Origin of the sequence: Acidovorax sp. SUPP2539 (assembly GCF_030158975.1) — a bacterium.
Classification (GTDB): domain Bacteria; phylum Pseudomonadota; class Gammaproteobacteria; order Burkholderiales; family Burkholderiaceae_C; genus Paracidovorax.
Genome location: NZ_BQXJ01000003.1, coordinates 1 through 16,048, shown reverse-complemented (window position 1 = coordinate 16,048; position 16,048 = coordinate 1). Strand labels below are relative to the sequence as shown.

Here is a 16,048-nt window from a genome sequence, read left to right as displayed (position 1 = left end):
GAGGAGTGGGCGCCAGTAGCCGTTTGAGCGTGATGAGGCCCAGCAGCGGTCTGCGCCTGGGTGCATGAGGGGCCTTGCAGGCCCGGTGGCTCAGGCGTTCACCGTTTGCAGGCGCACTTGTGCCTTGCCAGTGGCGGGCTTGAAGAAAGCATCCACGCCCCGATGCAGGAACCAGGCCAGTCGCTTCATGTTGTAGCAGGCGGCCATCATCGTCATCCCCACCGTGGCGCGCGCCTGTCCGATGGTGCGCACGAACTTGCCCCCCAGGTGGCGGAGACCGGCGAACACGTGCTCCAACTTGGCTCGTTTCTTTGCGATGCGCTGGTTGCGCCCCTTCTGGCATTCGCTCTGTGGTCGGCCCGCCTGCGCACGGCGCTGCATCGCATCCACGAATCCCAGCACTTTCAGCATCTGGCACCTTTGGCGGCTCGGGTAGGCTTTGTCCGCATGCACTGCCCGCCCGGTGTTGTGCATGTCCAGCACCTCATCGAAGTGGCGCCCGTCGTGCTCGCTGGCCGTGCCCGTGGCGAGGCGGCGGATGAAGCCGTGCTTGAGGTCCACGCTCACGCTGAGCTTGTAGCCGAAGTGGCTTTTGCCGTGCTTCTTCGTGTGCGTGGCCTCCACATCCTTTTGCCTGCGTCGCGCTTGGCTCCAGTCCGGCTGCCCGCCTTGTGCCAGCGTTCGCCGCTCCTGCTGGCCGATGTGCTGTCGGGGCGCGGGCACCAGCGTGGCATCAATGGCCTGCCCGCCCCGGGCGATGTAGCCGTGGCGCTGCAGTTGGGCATCCACCCCCTGGAACAAGGCCGTTGCCCCGCCCACGCCAAGGCGCTCGCCAAAGCGCCAGATCGTGTTGCGGTCCGGCACGTTCATCGCATCCTGCAACAGGCAAAACCGCTGGTAGCTCCCCCGGTCCAGCAACTGATACTCCATCTGCTCATCGGACAGGTTGTACAGCCGCTTCAACACCAGGATGCGCACCATCACCTCGGTGGGGTAGGCGGGCCGACCGCCCCGGCGGCCACCCCCGCGTTCGATCAAGGCATCCACCAGCCGGGCCAGTTCTGCGAAGTCGATGTGCCGCGCGATCACCTGCAGCGGATCGCCCACCTCATCTCTCTTGTGTTGGCGCGAGGCCTCAGCGAACAGGTCGAACTTCAGGGCGCTACGGGGAGTGATCATGGCAAAGGATGGAGCACGCGTTCTCGATCAACAAGGGACCGGATGGGTTTTGAGAGGTTCCCTCTCGTACTTTGGCGCCCATGCGTTTGCTGGAGCAGATCACTCGTCAGATGCTCATCCGGTCATGGCGCAGATCCAGTGGCTGATCAACGGAGTGCGAAGTTTCATGAAGAGCGGCGGCAGGTGCTGCCTGTGCCGACGGGGTCGAAACCCCGCCCTTGCCCGCCGCGTCACTCCAGCGTGACGCGCGCCTCCTGAATCACCTTGGCCCATTTGACCGTTTCCGAAGCAATGAAGGCATCGCATTCCTGGGGGGTGGAGCCTTCAGCGAACGTCCCCATGGTCTGCTCCAGCCGCTGCGTCACTTCGGGGCTGCGGATGATGCGCGCCACTTCTTCAGACATGCGCTGCACGATTTCGCGCGGCACGCCGGAAGGCGCGAGCATCGCGGCCCAGGTACTGCCCACCAGGCCAGGGTAGCCCTGCTCGGCAAAGGTCGGGACATCGGGCAAGGCAGGAAGGCGCTTTTCGCTGGCCACCCCGATCAGTCGGATCTTTCCGGCCCTGGCTGGCTGGATCAGGTTGGGCGGTGGATCCAGGAACAGCGGCACCTGCCCACCCATGAGGTCTGCCAGCGCAGGTGAAGCACCTTTGTACGGGATGTGCACCATCTCGGTCTTGGTGATCAGGCGCATCAGCTCGGAGGTGAGGTGGGCTGCAGATCCGTTGCCAGACGACGCGAAGCTCAGCTTGCCTGGGTTGGAACGCGCATAGGCCACCAGTTCGGCCGTCGTCTTGAAGGGCGCATTCATCGCTACGGCGGCCACCAGGGGCGACACCCCCATCAGTGACACGCCCACCAAATCCTTCTTCGGGTCATACGGCAGCTTGGGATACAGCGTGGTATTGGCGGCATAGGCGGCGATGAACACGCCGAAGGTGTAGCCGTCCGGCGCGGCCTTGGCCACGGCGTCCACGCCGATGATGCTATTGGCGCCCGGCTTGTTGTCCACGATCACCGGCTGGCCCAAGCGCTGTTGCAAGCCCACCTGCAGCAAGCGCGCCATCTGGTCGGTGAAACCGCCCGCAGTGTAAGGAACCACGATCCGAATCGGCTCGCTCGGCCAGGGGACGCTGGCCAAGGCCGGCGCGCTGACAGCCGCTCCGGCAAAACCCGCCGTGGCGGCGAGCAACAGTTGGCGGCGGCGAAGGAATGTGTGCATGTGTGTCTCCTATCTCCAGGAATCAGGGGAAATGACCGGCACACGGGCATGGCGTGTGGCTCTGGTCCATGGGTCAGAGCCGGTCCACCAGTTCCGGCATGGCCGTGAACAGGTCGGCCTCCAGGCCGTAGTCGGCCACGCTGAAGATCGGCGCTTCCGGGTCCTTGTTGATCGCCACGATCACCTTGGAGTCCTTCATGCCCGCCAGATGCTGGATCGCGCCCGAGATGCCCGCCGCGATGTACAGCTGCGGCGCCACGATCTTGCCCGTCTGCCCCACCTGCAGGTCGTTGGGCGCGTAGCCCGCATCCACTGCCGCGCGGCTCGCGCCGATCGCAGCACCCAGCTTGTCCGCCAGGGGCGTCATCACTTCGTTGAACTTCTCGCTGCTGCCAAGCGCCCGTCCGCCCGAGACGATGATTTTGGCGGCGGTGAGCTCGGGGCGGTCGCTCTTGGTCACTTCCCGGCCCACGAAGCTGCTCTTGCCCGAATCGGCGGCGGCCTCCTGCTTATCGACAGCGGCCGAGCCCCCCGTGGCGGCCGCGGCATCGAAGCCGGTGGTGCGCACGGTGATGACCTTGGTCGCATCGCTGCTCTGCACGGTGGCGATGGCGTTGCCGGCGTAGATGGGGCGCTCGAAGGTGTCGGGGCTGTCGACCTTGGTGATGTCGCTGATCTGCGCGACATCGAGCTTGGCGGCCACCCGGGGGGCCACGTTCTTGCCACCCGCGGTGGCGGGGAACAGGATATGGCTGTAGTTGGCGGCGATGGCCAGCACCTGGGCGGCGACGTTCTCGGCCAGGCCGTCCTTGAGGCTCGCGCCATCGGCCAGGATGACCTTGCTGACGCCGGCGATCTGCGCGGCGGCCTGGGCGGCGGCATCGGCGCCGTTGCCCGCCACCAGCACGTGCACGTCGCCACCGCAAGCCACGGCGGCCGTCACGGTGTTCAGGGTGGAGGGCTTGATGCTGGCGTTGTCGTGTTCGGCAATTACGAGGGCTGTCATGTTCAGATCACCTTTGCTTCGTTCTTGAGCTTGTCCACCAGGGCGGCCACGTCGGGCACCTTGATGCCAGCGCCGCGCTTCGGGGGTTCGGAGACCTTCAGGGTCTTCAGGCGCGGCTTGACATCGACGCCCAGGTCTTCGGGCTTGACGGTATCGAGCTGCTTTTTCTTGGCCTTCATGATGTTGGGCAAGGTGACGTAGCGCGGCTCGTTCAGGCGCAGGTCGGTGGTGACCACGGCCGGCAGCGTGAGGGAGATGGTCTCCAGACCGCCATCGACTTCGCGCGTGACGTTGACCTTGTCGCCGCTCACTTCCACCTTGGAGGCGAAGGTGGCCTGCGGCAAGTCGGCGAGCGCGGCGAGCATCTGCCCGGTCTGGTTGGCATCGTCGTCGATGGCCTGCTTGCCCAGGATGATGAGCTGGGGCTGCTCCTTGTCCACCAGCGCCTTCAGGATCTTGGCCACGGCCAGGGGCTGCAGCTCTTCGGTGGTCTCCACCAGAATGGCGCGGTCGGCGCCGATGGCCATCGCGGTGCGCAGCGTTTCCTGGCACTGCGCGACGCCGCAGGAGACGGCGATGACTTCGGTCACCACGCCCTTTTCCTTCAGGCGCACGGCCTCCTCGACGGCGATTTCGTCAAAGGGGTTCATGCTCATCTTCACGTTCGCGATGTCCACACCCGTGTTGTCCGACTTCACTCGGACCTTCACGTTGTAGTCCACCACGCGCTTGACGGGAACCAGAATTTTCATGGCAGTGTTCTTTCCTGTGCAAAGGATGGGTTGATGAAGCGCTCGGCAGGCCGGCCCAGCCAGGCGCTCGCAGACGGGCATGGGCTTCACGCATGAAGCGGCCGATGGATTACTGAACGGGGGTCACTCCGAGGCAATGCCCTTGTCCCGGATCAGCTGGCCCCATTTGGCATAGTCTTGCTGAACATGCTTGCCCATCTGCGCGGGGTCTTCGAAACGCGCGATGGCGCCGGCGTGCAGCAGCTTCTCCTGCGTTTCTTTTTCGGCCAGGATCTGCTTGACCTCGTTCGCCACCCGGTCCACAACCAGTTTCGGCGTACCGGGTGGTGCAAGCAGTCCGCCCCAGGACACGGCGTCGTAGCCCTTGAAGCCTTGCTCGGCGATGGTTGCCACATCCGGCAGCATGATTACCCGCTGGGGCGAGCCCACGGCGATCGCCCGCAGCTTGCCGGCCTGGATATGCGGAAGTGCAGCGACCAGGTCGGCATACATGATGGGCACCTGGCCGCCGATGGTGTCGGTGATGGCAGGAACGCCGCCCTTGTAGGGCACATGCTGCATGTCGAAATGGCCCATCTGCTTGAGCAACTCCATGCTGAGGTGACCAAAGCTGCCGGTCCCGGAACTGGTGTAGTTGAGCGGCGTCTTCTGCGCCTTGGCGTGGGCGATGAGCGTGCGCAGGTCGGTCACGTCCGGCAACTGCGCCGGGTTGACCACCACCACGATGGGCAGGTCATAGACCGTGGCGACGGGGGTGAAATCTTTCACCGTGTCGTAACTCAGCTTCTTGTAGAGATGCGGGGCCAGCAAGGTCGGAGTGGCCAGCATCATGAAGGTGTAGCCATCCGGGTCGGCCTTGGCCACCTGCGAGGCGGCGATGGAGCCCGAGGCACCCGGACGGTTGTCCACCACCACGGACTGCTTAAACCGATCGGCCAGCTTCTGCCCGACTATGCGCGAAGCCGTGTCCGTGGGCCCCCCTGCCGGAAAAGGCACCACCAGCTTGATCATCTTGGTGGGCCAGACGGCCGCCGCTTGCTGCGCGCTGGCGCTCCCGAAAAGCCAGGGGGCGGCGGCCAGCGCCAGAAGGGTGTTCCGGCGCGTGCAGGCAAGAAACGTTTTGTGAGGCATAGGCATGGTGTTTCCCGTCAATCCATCGGTCAGTCATTGCAGGGGCAGCCACTGACTCGTTGCTGAGCTGCGGCCGCCAGGTTTCAGTCGAGCTTGGCGCCAGCTTCGTCGACCAAAGCCTTCCAGACAGGCATGTCGCGCTGGTAGTTCTCGCGAAAGGCTTCCGGGCTGTTCATCAGGGGCATGAAGCCGGCCCCCACGGTGCGCTCCAGCACCTTCGGGTCCTTGGCGATCTCGCGCAGATGGCCGTAGAGCTGGTCCACGATCTCCTTGGGCAGTCCGGCAGGGGCACCCATGGCCACCCAGCCGAAGATGGCATACGCATCGTCCGGCACCCCCTGCTCGTAGATGGAGGGCAGCGTGGGCAGGATGTCCATGCGCTGCTTGCCCGTTACGCCGATGGCCTTCAGGCGGCCCGCATCGATGAAGGGCTTGGTGTTCAGCGCACTGGAGAAGCACAGCTGCAGCTGGCCGCCGATCAGCTCCTGGATCATGGGCGCCTCGCCCTTGTATGCCACGTGGGTCATGTCGGCGTCCATCGTCTTGCTCATGTAGGCCCCGGCCAGGTGTGCGTAGGAACCCACGCCCCAGGACCCGTACGAGAGCTTGCCCTTGTGGGCCTTCACGTAGGCCAGCAACTCTTTCATATTGCTCGCGGGCACCGACGGGTGAACCACCAACGTGACGGGCGCTGCCGCGATCTGGGTGATGGGCGTGATGTCCTTCTGCGGGTCGTAGGGCAGCTTGGTGTACAGAAACTGGTTGATCAGCATCGATGTGCTGAGCGATACCAACAGGGTGTGCCCGTCCGGTGCGGCCTTGGCGACTGCGTCGGTACCCAGGATGCCGGCGGCACCGCCCCGGTTGTCCACTACCACGGGCTGGCCCACGCGTTTCGCCAGCGCTTCGCCCACCGTGCGGGCGATGATGTCCGTCGCCCCCCCGGCGTTGAACGGCACGATCAGCCGGATGGGCTTGGTCGGCCAGGCTGCTTTGCCGGTTTGCGCTGCGGCCTGGCCGAGCAGGCTGGTGCCCCCCAGCGCGGCCAGCCCTTGCAGCAGGTTGCGGCGGTTGTATTGGATTCCCATAGCGTTGTCTCCTGGATCAGTGCGATCGTCGTCAAGGGATGAAAACGGCCCCATGCACCGTCTGATGCGGTGTTTTCGCAAGGGACCGGGCGGTGAATGAACGGCCTTCAGGCCGGTGGCGAATCGTCCGGCAGGGTCAGCACGCCGCGCTGCTGCAGTTGCTGCAGTTCGTCGTCGCTCATCGAGAGCAGGCGGTGCAGCACCTCGCGTGTGCCCTCGCCCAGCGTGGGCGGCGCGCTGCGAATGGGCAGGCGCTGGCCGTCCATGCGGTAGGGAGGTGCAAAGACGGGCGTGGTTCCGACCACTGGGTGCGGCATGTCGCGCAGCAGGCCGCTGCGGCGCGTTCTCTCGCTCGTCAGCGCCTCGTGCAGCCCCGCCACACGGCCGCAGGGAATACCGGCGGCCGTGAGGCGCTCAAGCAGCAGATCGCGCGGGAAGGCATGGATCAGCGCCTTCAGCAAGGGGCCCAGTTCCACGCGGTTCCTGGCCCGGTCCACGTTGGTGGAAAAGCGCGGGTCTTCCACGATGTCGGGCCGCTCGATGACCTGGCGGCAGAACTTGTCGAACTGCGCGTTGTTGCCTACGGCGATGATCAACGGACCATCGGCCGCGTCGTACATGCCGTAGGGAACGATGGACGGGTGCGCATTGCCGTAGCGCTCCGGATCGCGGCCCAGCTGCATGGCGTCGAGGCCGTAGTAGCCTGTGACCATGATCCCGCAGTCGTACAAAGCCATTTCTATGAGCCGGCCGTGCCCAGTGCGCTCCCGGCGAAACAGCGCCGCCAGCACCGCCTGCGCAGCGTACATGCCGGTCATCAGGTCCACCACAGCCACGCCGAATTTCAGCGGTGGCTGCGTGGCCTCGCCGTTGAGCGCCATCAGGCCCGCCTCGCCCTGGATCACCAGGTCGTAGCCAGGGCGTTTGGCCTCCGGGCCGCTGCTGTCGTAGCCAGCCACCGCGCAATAGATCAGGCCGGGCCGCAGCGCCTTCAACTGCTCGTAGCCCAGGCCCAGCTTCTCGGCCCCACCGGTCTTGAAATTGTGGATGACGACGTCGAACTGCGGCAGCAGGTCACGGATGATCTGCAGGCCCTCGGGGCTTTGCAGATCCAGCGTAATGGACCGCTTGTTGCGGTTCATGCTGTTGTAGTAAGTGGTCTCGGTTTTGCCGATGCGCAAGCCCCAGTCGCGCGTGTCATCGCCGCGGCCCGGGTGCTCGACCTTGATGACCTCGGCGCCGAAATCGGCCAGCACCTGGCCGCACAGCGGCCCGGCGAACACGCGCGACAGATCGAGCACGCGCACGCCTTCCAGCGGAAAATCGATGTCCTGTGACGGTTCTGGGGCGGTCATGGTGTTGTCTCCTGTGTTGGTCGTAGTGGGCATGCGTGCGTCAGTCCGCACCGCGCAGCGGCGCGAAGTCCGGCGTGCGCTTTTCCAGGAACGCGCCGATGCCCTCGCGCGACTCTTCGGTCGCTTGCGACATCACCATGAAGCGGGCTTCACTTTCCAGCTGCTCCTCCAGCGACGCATGGGGCGCAGTACGGCACAAGGCCTTGATGCGTGCCATCGCCCGGTGCGGACCGTCCGCCACGCTGGCGGCCAGTGCCACAGCGCCCGCCAGAGCCTTGCCCGGTTCGGCCAGGCGGTTGACCGCACCCAAGGCATGCAGGCGTTCGCCCGACAGGCGCTCACCCGTCAGGCACAACTCGGTCAGCACCTGGCGTGAAACGAACTCGGCCAGGAACGCCGTCGCACCGCCGTCGGGAGTGAGGCCGACCTTCACATAGGCCACGGAGAACACGGCATCGCGCGCCGCCACCAGCATGTCGCACGCCAGGGCCAAGGACAGGCCAGCACCCGCGGCGGCGCCCTCCACTGCAGCGATCACGGTCTTCTCGCAGTCGCGCACGGCGCGGATGAGGTCGTGCAGGCCTTCGAGCCTCTCGCGTCGCTGTTCGACGCTCAACTCACGCCGTTTGGCCAACTGCCTCAGGTCGCCACCCGCGCAGAAATGGCCGCCCTCTCCTGTGAGCACGACAGCGCCCACCGAAGGATCGGCCTGCGCCTCGACCAAGGCCTGCGTCAGTGCGGCGTAGAACGCGGGGGACAGCGCATTGCGCGCAGCCGTGTTGTTGTTGCTCAGCACCAGCACGGCGCCATCGCGCCGCTGCAGCAAAGGCGGGTTGGTCTCTGTCATGGCCGTCCTTTCGGGGAATCAGCGGATGCCGCGCCCAGAGCGATGAACCGGGCAAGGTGGTGGTCTTCGTCGCCGAACTGATGGTCGATCAGCACCAGGCGCTTGGCGTAGTGCGAAAGGGGCAACTCCCAGGTCATGCCGATACCGCCGTGCAGCTGGATGCTTTCCTCCGCGACCAGCGCGCCCACATAGCCTGCGGTGTACTTGGCAGCCGACAAAGCGCGTTCGCGCGCCCCGCCCCGCGCGTTGTCGATGGCGTCGGCCGCGTTGATGACGGCCGAACGCATCTGCTCCACCTCCAGCAACAGGTCGGCCATGCGGTGCTGCAGGGCCTGGAAGGTGCCGATGGCCACGCCGAACTGCTTGCGCGTCTGCAGGTACTCCAGAGTGCTCTGCTTGGCCACATCCATGGCACCCAGGGCTTCGGCCGCCAGTGCCAGCAGCGCATAGCCCTGCACGAGCTCTAGCAGCGCGTAGCCCTCCCCTTCCTGGCCCACTAGCGCTTCGGAGCCAAGCTGCACATCGGTGAACGTCAGTTCAGCTGCACAGCCGCCGTCAATCCGGCTGTAGCCGCGTTTGGCGATGCCAGCCGCACTGCCATCTACCAGGAACAGGCTGATGCCGGCGGTGTCGAACGGGCGGCCTGCCGTGCGTGTGGAAACCAGCAGCAGATCGGCCTTTCCACCAAATGCCACCACCGACTTGGCACCGTTCAGCACCCAGCCCTGGGCGGTCTTGGTAGCTGTCGCCGAGACATTGGAAAGCTCGTAGTGGCTGCCGGGTTCGTCGTGGGCCAAGGCAGCGACCAGACCACCGGCGGCAATGTCTTGCAACCTGGCTTTCTGCGCCTCGGTGCCCGCTGCGATCAGCGCCTGGCCCACGACCAGGGCCCCCAGCAGGGGCTCAGCCACCAAGCCTCTGCCCAGGGCTTCGAACACCAAGCTGATGTCGAAACCTCCGCCGCCAAAGCCTCCCGCGGCTTCGGGGAACAAAGCGCCGATGGCGCCCAGCTCTGCGAACTGGGCATACAGGGCGGGGCTGTGGCCCTCGTCGCCATAGGCGAACTGGTTGCGGCGCTCCATGCCGTACTGCTCGGCGATGAAGCGGTTCAGGCTGTCCGCCAGCATGCGGCGGTCTTCGGTGTGTACGAAGTTCATAGGAAACTCTTTCTCAATCCATGGGGCCAGAAAGCAGCCACCGCGCAGGCTGTCTCCTCGCAAGGGGCAGGCGCCAAACGACTCAAGGGGTCTTGCATGGCTACAGGCCGAGAATCATCTTGGAGATGATGTTCTTCTGGATTTCATTGGAGCCGCCGAAGATCGACAGCTTGCGGTAGTTGAAGTAGTTGGCGGCGGCCGTTGCAGCCTCCTGCGGGCCCACCGGCGCTTGCGTGTAGCCCTCGTACTGCGCTTCCTCGATGAAAGGTGCGGCATAAGGGCCCATGGCGCGGCGGATCAGCGAGAGGATCTCCTGGCGGATCTCGGTGCCGCGGATCTTGAGCATGGAGCTTTCCGCGCCCGGCACCCCGCCGCCGGCCACGGCGGCAATCACACGCAGGTTGGTGGTCTTCATGTTCTCCAGGTCGATCTCGACGCGGGCCATGCGCGCGGCGAACAGCGGGTCCTGGTCGATGGGCCTGCCGTTCTTTTGCACCTTGGCAGCGATGATCTTGAGTTTGGCCAGGGCCGAGATGCAAAAGCCCACGCCAGCGATGCCCGTGCGCTCATAGGTCAACAGGTACTTGGCATAGGTCCAGCCCTTGTTCTCCTCGCCCACCAAGTGGTCCACGGGCACTTTCACGTCGGTGAAGAAGACTTCGTTGACCTCGTGATCGCCGTCCAGCGTGCGGATGGGGCGCAACTCCACGCCGGGACTGTTCATGTCCACCAGCAGGAAACTGATGCCGGCTTGGGCCTTGGCTTCGCGTTGGGTGCGCACCAGGCAGAAAATCATGTTGGCGTGCTGGCCCTGGGTGGTCCATGTCTTCTGGCCGTTGACGACGTAGTGGTCGCCCTGCCGCACTGCCGTGGTCTTGACTGAGGCCAGGTCCGAGCCCGCGCCGGGCTCGGAATAGCCCTGGCACCACCAGTCGGCGCCGCTCAGGATGCGCGGCAGCCAGTAACGCTTCTGCGCTTCATTGCCGTACTTGATGAGCACCGGGCCCAGCATGCTCACGCCGAACGGCACGATGCGCGGGCCGCCAGCCAGCGCGCATTCGGTATCGAAGATGAACTTCTCGACTGCGCTCCAGCCCGGGCCGCCGTGCTCCTGGGGCCAGTGGTTGGCCAGCCAGCCGCGCGCGTTCAGGATGGCGTGCCACTCCTCTTGATCGGCCTTGGTCAGTCGCTGGCCGGCCTTGACCTTGCCAGCGATGCGCACGGGCAGTTCAGCCTTCAGGAAGGCCTGCACTTCGGTGCGGAAGGCTTCTTCCTGCGGTGTGAATTGGAGATCCATTTGCTATTTCCTCAGTCGTCTCTGGCGCCATGCGCTCTTCGCCCCTGCCAGGGACAGCGCGCAGCGAATCAGGGGCATCAATACATCTCGAACAGGCCGGCCGCACCCATGCCACCAGCGATGCACATGGTCACCACGCCGTACTTCGCCTTGCGGCGCCGGCCTTCGAGCAGGATGTGGCCAGCCAGGCGCGCGCCCGTCATGCCGAAGGGATGGCCGATGGAGATGGCTCCCCCGTTGACGTTCAAGCGTTCCATGGGAATGCCCAGTTGCCGCTGGCAGTACAGGGCCTGCGAGGCGAAGGCTTCGTTCAGTTCCCACAGCCCGATGTCATCCACCGTGAGCCCATGGCGCTTCAGGAGCTTCGGCACTGCGAACGCCGGGCCGATGCCCATCTCGTCCGGTTCGCAGCCCGCCACGGCCATGCCTCGAAAGGCGCCCAGGGGCTGCAGGCCCAGGCGTTCGGCCTGCCTGGCTTCCATCAGCACGCAGGCACTGGATCCATCGGACAGCTGCGAGGCATTGCCGGCTGTCACGAAGTGGCCCTCGCCTCTGACAGGTTCAAGTTTGGCCAGCCCCTCCAGCGTGGTGCCGGGGCGGTTGCAGTTGTCCCGGGTAGCGATCACGTCGCGGTAGGTGACCTCCCCGGAGTCTTTGTTCTTCTCGGCCATGCGTGCGGCGCAAGCAATGATTTCCTCGGCGAACACGCCCTCGTCTTGCGCGGCGGCGGTGCGTTGCTGGCTCTGCAGCGAGAAGGCGTCCTGGTCCTCGCGCGTGATGCCGTAGCGCTGGGCCACCACGTCGGCCGTGTCGATCATGGCCATGAACAACTCGGGCTTGCGCTCCACCAGCCAGGGGTCCAGGTCGGCCGGAGTGCCCAGGGCGCGCGCGCCCGAGATGCTTTCCACCCCGCCAGCGATCATGGCATCCACGCCTTCGTCCACGATACGGCCGGCAGCGATGGACAGCGCCTGCAGACCCGAAGCGCAGAAACGCGTGACCGTGGTGCCAGCGATGGACAGCGGCAGATCGGCCCGCAACACCGTTTGGCGGCCCAGATTCTTGCCCTGCATGCCCTCGGGATTGCCGCAACCCGGAATGAGATCCTCGATCATTCCCGGGTCGATACCCGCGCGCTCCACGGCGGCCTTGACCGAATACGCCGCCAACTGGGGCGCAGGGGTGGCGTTGAACTCGCCGCGGTGGGACTTGGCCAATGGCGTGCGGGCGGTAGAAACGATGACGGCTTCGCGCATGTTTTTCTCTTGTCTCGGTAGGTGGTTCACTGCGTTTTCAGTAGCGGCTTGCGCTGGCGCCACGGACGATTCAGCGCCAAAGGCATCTGAATCTGCCGACAGTCCAACAGCAAACGCTCTCTGTTTTGATTCGACCGACAGCGCCCGTCTCAGGCCTTTGCCGCAGCTTGGTTCAGGCTGTCGAAGTTCCGGCCTTCGGCCACCAGCCTTTCCAGCAACGGCGCAGGCTGCCAGAACAGCGGGTCCTCTTTTGCGAACTCGCGGATGTCGGCCAGGATGGCGTCCAACCCCACCATGTCGGCGTACTTCATCGGTCCGCCGCGAAAACGCGGGAAACCGTAGCCTGACAGAAAGGTCACGTCCACATCCAGCGGGCGCAGGGCGATGCCCTCGTCCACGACCTTGGCGCCTTCGTTGACCATCGCGGCCATGTAGCGGCGAATGATCTCTTCCGAGGTGAAGCTGCGCGGCGTGATGCCTTTCCTGGCGCGCTCGGCATCGACGATGGCCAGCACCTCGGGGTCGGGCTGGCCCGCGCGGGAGCCCTGCGGGTACACATAAAAGCCCCGGCCTGTCTTCTGGCCGAACCAGCCGCGCTCGCAGATGCGGTCGGCGATCTCCACATAGCGGGCCTTCGGGTCGCGCGTGGCGGCACGGCGCTTGCGCGTCGCCCAGCCGATGTCGCCGCCCGCCAGGTCGGTCACCTGGAAAGGGCCCATGGGGTAGCCGAAGCCGCGCAACGCGGCGTCGATCTCATAGGGCGAAGCGCCGTCTTCCATCAGGAAGTCGGCGGCCCGCTTGTACACGGCCAGGATGCGGTTGCCGATGAAGCCGTCGCACACTCCGGCGCGCACCGGCGTCTTCTTCATGCGCTTGGCCAGTTCGAAGGCCGTCGTCACCACGTCGGGGGCGACTCGGGCCGGCACCACGATTTCCAGCAGCTTCATGATGTTGGCCGGGCTGAAGAAGTGCAGACCGATCACGTCCTGCGGGCGCGAGGTGGCCGCCGCAATGGCATCGATGTCGAGGTACGAGGTATTGGTGGCCAGCACCGCACCGGGCTTGCAGACACGGTCCAACTCTTTGAAAACGGCCTTTTTGACCTCGATGTCCTCGAACACGGCCTCGATCACCAGGTCCACTGCCTGGATGTCTTCATAGCGCGTGGTCGGCACGTAGCGTGCCAGGATGGCGGCCTTGTCCTCCTCGCTCATTCGACCCTTGGCAATCAGGCCGTCGTAGACTTTTTCCACATTGGCCTGGCCGCGCGCAATGGCCTCGGCATCACGCTCCAACATCACCACCGAGAATCCGGCATCGAGTGCAGACACCGCAATGCCCGCGCCCATGGTGCCGCCCCCGATGACGGCGATCCGATCGACAGTGCGCGGCGCTGCGGCCCGGGCCTCGGGAATCTTGGCAGTCTCGCGCTCGGCAAAAAACGCATGAATGAGGCCAGCGCGCTGTGGGCTGTTCAGGCACTCCACGAACAGCGCGCGCTCCTTGGCCAGTCCCTCGTCGAACGGCAACTCGACTGCGGCGCGCACGCATTCGACGATCTTCAAAGGTGAAAACAAGCCTCGGCTTTTTTTGGCCGTGTCGACTGCCAAAGCATCCAGGTCGGCCAGCGCCGCAGCCGCGTCGGGAATGGGCAGGTCGCGCGTGCGGCGCACCGGAGCGTTCTGCGCCAACAAGGCGTTGGCAAAGGCCAGGCCTGCGGCCGTGGCGTCGGAGCCCTCCACGCACTGGTCCAACAGGCCTGCGGCCAGCGCCGCCCGTGCCGACATGGACTTGCCGCTCAACATCAGTTCGGCTGCGGCCTTGGCGCCCATCAGGCGCGGCGCACGCTGTGTGCCTCCAGCGCCTGGCAGCAGGCCCAGGTTCACTTCGGGCAGGCCCAATTGCGCACCACCGGCAGCGTTGTGCAAGCCCAGGCGGTAATGGGCCGCCAGCGCAACCTCCAGTCCGCCCCCCAGCGCAGCACCATGGATGGCAGCAATGACCGGCTTAGTGCACGCCTCGATCCGCGCACAGACTTCGGGCAGCGACGGCGGCACGGCAGGCTGGCCGAATTCACGGATATCGGCACCGGCGATGAACGCCTTGCCCTCGCCCACGATCAGCACGGCCTTCACCGCTGCGCTGGCTTCGGCCTGCGCCACCGCAGCCAACAGGCCCTGGCGCACGGCGGCGCCCAAGGCGTTGACGGGCGGATTGTGGATGCCGACCACCAGCACATCGCCTTGTTGGCGGGTTTGAACGACGGAAGCCGCTGCCTCACGGGTCATGCGTTTGTCTCCTTTGTTGTGGATCTGGAACGTCCATCATCCATTCTTACGGCGACAATGGTTTCTAACAATCCCATGAATCATTGACAGACTGTCAAATGATTTAAACCAATAACTGTTGAGACATGGATTCCCAATCGCTGACCCTGCTGGTGGAGATCATCGACAGCGGCAACCTGAGCCAGGCCGCTCGCAAGCTGAAGATGACCCGCGCCAACGTGAGCTACCACCTCGCCAAGCTGGAGAAGGACGTGGGCGTGCAGCTGGTGCAGCGCACCACGCGCCGCGTGGAGCCCACGGAGATCGGCCTGCGCCTGTACCAGCACGGACGCACCATCCACAACGAGATGCTGGCCGCGCGCGAAGCCATCACCACCCTGGGCCAGGGCTTGCAGGGCCGCGTGGGTATCAGCGTGCCCAGCGGCTATGGACAAATCGTGGTGAGCGACTGGCTGATCGAATTCAAGCGCACTTACCCGGGCATCGTGCTGGACGTGCTGTTCGAGAACCGCGCCGACAATCTGCGCGACGAAGTCGATATCGCCATCCGCGTGGTGCAGGAGCCGCCGCTGTCACTGGTGGCTCGCAGCCTGGGCACCGTGCGCTACCTGGCCTGCGCCTCTCTCGACTACGCGCATCGCCACGGGCTGCCGCGCACCCTGCACGCCCTGCGCACCAGTCCCGTGATCACCGCCGGCGTGACCGGGCGGCAACTGCGTCTGGCGGCCTACCAGGGCGGCGAACGGCATGAGGTGATGCTGGAGCCCACGCTGATCTCCGAGCACTTCCCCTTCCTGCGCCAGGGCATCCTGGCCGGCCTGGGGGTGGGCCTGGTGCCGGACTACGTGGTGCAGGACAAGCTGGAAAGCGGTGAGGTGCTGACCACGCTGGACGAGTACCGCCTGAGCATCTTCGGCACCCACATGTACCTGCTGTATCTACCCAACCGCCACCAGACGAGGGCCGTGCGAACCTGCATTGAATTTCTTCTGGCAAAAGCCGCACCTGCAACTGAGCCCCCACCTTAGGCCTTGGCCATGGTGGAGTGCGTTAGCCAGAGATGGTCGTTACTTGATTTGCAAAAGCAGGCGATTCGCTCCCGAGCGTGCAACTGTCGCGCAGCAGTTATTCTGGCCAATTAAAGTCGTAAACAGAGGTCCAGCATCCATGCGGCTGCGCGCGTTGATTGGCTATCTGCTTGTTTGCCTAAAGTCGTAAACACAGCTGAGTGGGTGCGCGCATCCGAGACGTCACAGCGCTTAAAAGGCGTCCGGGAAATTGGGGGAAGCCCAACGTGTGCAGAGGGGGCATCGCGCAACGTACTGGACACATCCCCACGGGACTAGAGCGTGTTATGAACTTTGCTCCGTGAGAGCGAAGCCAAGGGTAGAGTTTGCAGATGCCCCGCAAGCCCTACCCAACAGACGTCAGCGATGAAGAATGGAGCTTCGCTGCGCCTTACCTGACCC

Annotated in this window: 13 protein-coding genes; 1 reads left to right on the top strand and 12 read right to left on the bottom strand. The window is 65.0% G+C overall.

Annotated elements, in window-relative coordinates:
• Positions 1-90: 90 nt before the first annotated feature.
• The 12 genes from AVTE2539_RS11480 to AVTE2539_RS11425 all read right to left on the bottom strand — a co-directional run bounded on the left by AVTE2539_RS11480 (position 91) and on the right by AVTE2539_RS11425 (position 14,579).
• On the bottom strand, positions 91-1,176 hold the full coding sequence (locus tag AVTE2539_RS11480) for an IS5 family transposase (RefSeq protein WP_284411602.1): 1,086 nt from the start codon (positions 1,174-1,176) through the stop codon (positions 91-93).
• A 233-nt stretch (positions 1,177-1,409) separates the two neighbouring features.
• Positions 1,410-2,402, bottom strand: coding sequence for a tripartite tricarboxylate transporter substrate binding protein (locus AVTE2539_RS11475; RefSeq protein WP_284410742.1), 993 nt, complete (start codon positions 2,400-2,402; stop codon positions 1,410-1,412).
• A gap of 73 nt (positions 2,403-2,475) precedes the next feature.
• A complete protein-coding gene (locus tag AVTE2539_RS11470; RefSeq protein ID WP_284410740.1) occupies positions 2,476-3,408 on the bottom strand; it encodes an electron transfer flavoprotein subunit alpha/FixB family protein in 933 nt (310 codons plus the stop codon).
• A gap of 2 nt (positions 3,409-3,410) precedes the next feature.
• Positions 3,411-4,160 (bottom strand): electron transfer flavoprotein subunit beta/FixA family protein, encoded by a 750-nt coding sequence (locus AVTE2539_RS11465; protein WP_284404994.1) that lies wholly within the window; start codon positions 4,158-4,160, stop codon positions 3,411-3,413.
• A gap of 123 nt (positions 4,161-4,283) precedes the next feature.
• Positions 4,284-5,297 (bottom strand): tripartite tricarboxylate transporter substrate binding protein, encoded by a 1,014-nt coding sequence (locus AVTE2539_RS11460; protein WP_284410739.1) that lies wholly within the window; start codon positions 5,295-5,297, stop codon positions 4,284-4,286.
• Positions 5,298-5,374: 77 nt separating this feature from the next.
• Entirely contained in the window at positions 5,375-6,379 is a 1,005-nt protein-coding gene (locus AVTE2539_RS11455; protein WP_284410737.1) for a Bug family tripartite tricarboxylate transporter substrate binding protein, read from the bottom strand.
• A gap of 107 nt (positions 6,380-6,486) precedes the next feature.
• Positions 6,487-7,734 carry a CaiB/BaiF CoA transferase family protein gene (locus AVTE2539_RS11450; protein WP_284410735.1) on the bottom strand — a complete coding sequence of 416 codons (1,248 nt, stop codon included), beginning with the start codon at positions 7,732-7,734 and terminating at the stop codon, positions 6,487-6,489.
• 40 nt (positions 7,735-7,774) lie between these two features.
• Positions 7,775-8,581, bottom strand: coding sequence for an oxepin-CoA hydrolase, alternative type (locus AVTE2539_RS11445; RefSeq protein ID WP_284410733.1), 807 nt, complete (start codon positions 8,579-8,581; stop codon positions 7,775-7,777).
• Positions 8,578-9,738, bottom strand: a complete 1,161-nt coding sequence (locus tag AVTE2539_RS11440) for an acyl-CoA dehydrogenase family protein (RefSeq protein ID WP_284410731.1) — start codon at positions 9,736-9,738, stop codon at positions 8,578-8,580. The genes AVTE2539_RS11445 and AVTE2539_RS11440 overlap by 4 nt, the downstream gene beginning before the upstream one ends.
• 100 nt (positions 9,739-9,838) lie before the next feature.
• Positions 9,839-11,035 (bottom strand): acyl-CoA dehydrogenase family protein, encoded by a 1,197-nt coding sequence (locus AVTE2539_RS11435; protein ID WP_284410728.1) that lies wholly within the window; start codon positions 11,033-11,035, stop codon positions 9,839-9,841.
• Positions 11,036-11,112: 77 nt separating this feature from the next.
• A complete protein-coding gene (locus AVTE2539_RS11430) occupies positions 11,113-12,291 on the bottom strand; it encodes an acetyl-CoA C-acyltransferase (RefSeq protein ID WP_284410727.1) in 1,179 nt (392 codons plus the stop codon).
• A 149-nt stretch (positions 12,292-12,440) separates the two neighbouring features.
• Positions 12,441-14,579: a 3-hydroxyacyl-CoA dehydrogenase NAD-binding domain-containing protein gene (locus tag AVTE2539_RS11425; RefSeq protein ID WP_284410724.1), complete on the bottom strand. Its 2,139-nt coding sequence runs from the start codon at positions 14,577-14,579 to the stop codon at positions 12,441-12,443.
• Between the two features lie 125 nt (positions 14,580-14,704).
• On the opposite strand from AVTE2539_RS11425, the gene AVTE2539_RS11420 reads away from it, so the two are divergent.
• Entirely contained in the window at positions 14,705-15,607 is a 903-nt protein-coding gene (locus AVTE2539_RS11420) for a LysR family transcriptional regulator (RefSeq protein WP_284410723.1), read from the top strand.
• Positions 15,608-16,048: the final 441 nt, after the last annotated feature.

Bases quoted from the DNA above. Each gene is read 5' to 3' on its own strand.
- AVTE2539_RS11475 (WP_284410742.1), bottom strand. From the start codon at position 2,402: ATGCACACATTCCTTCGCCGCCGCCAACTGTTGCTCGCCGCCACGGCG.
- AVTE2539_RS11470 (WP_284410740.1), bottom strand. From the start codon at position 3,408: ATGACAGCCCTCGTAATTGCCGAACACGACAACGCCAGCATCAAGCCC.
- AVTE2539_RS11465 (WP_284404994.1), bottom strand. From the start codon at position 4,160: ATGAAAATTCTGGTTCCCGTCAAGCGCGTGGTGGACTACAACGTGAAG.
- AVTE2539_RS11460 (WP_284410739.1), bottom strand. From the start codon at position 5,297: ATGCCTATGCCTCACAAAACGTTTCTTGCCTGCACGCGCCGGAACACC.
- AVTE2539_RS11455 (WP_284410737.1), bottom strand. From the start codon at position 6,379: ATGGGAATCCAATACAACCGCCGCAACCTGCTGCAAGGGCTGGCCGCG.
- AVTE2539_RS11450 (WP_284410735.1), bottom strand. From the start codon at position 7,734: ATGACCGCCCCAGAACCGTCACAGGACATCGATTTTCCGCTGGAAGGC.
- AVTE2539_RS11445 (WP_284410733.1), bottom strand. From the start codon at position 8,581: ATGACAGAGACCAACCCGCCTTTGCTGCAGCGGCGCGATGGCGCCGTG.
- AVTE2539_RS11440 (WP_284410731.1), bottom strand. From the start codon at position 9,738: ATGAACTTCGTACACACCGAAGACCGCCGCATGCTGGCGGACAGCCTG.
- AVTE2539_RS11435 (WP_284410728.1), bottom strand. From the start codon at position 11,035: ATGGATCTCCAATTCACACCGCAGGAAGAAGCCTTCCGCACCGAAGTG.
- AVTE2539_RS11430 (WP_284410727.1), bottom strand. From the start codon at position 12,291: ATGCGCGAAGCCGTCATCGTTTCTACCGCCCGCACGCCATTGGCCAAG.
- AVTE2539_RS11425 (WP_284410724.1), bottom strand. From the start codon at position 14,579: ATGACCCGTGAGGCAGCGGCTTCCGTCGTTCAAACCCGCCAACAAGGC.
- AVTE2539_RS11420 (WP_284410723.1), top strand. From the start codon at position 14,705: ATGGATTCCCAATCGCTGACCCTGCTGGTGGAGATCATCGACAGCGGC.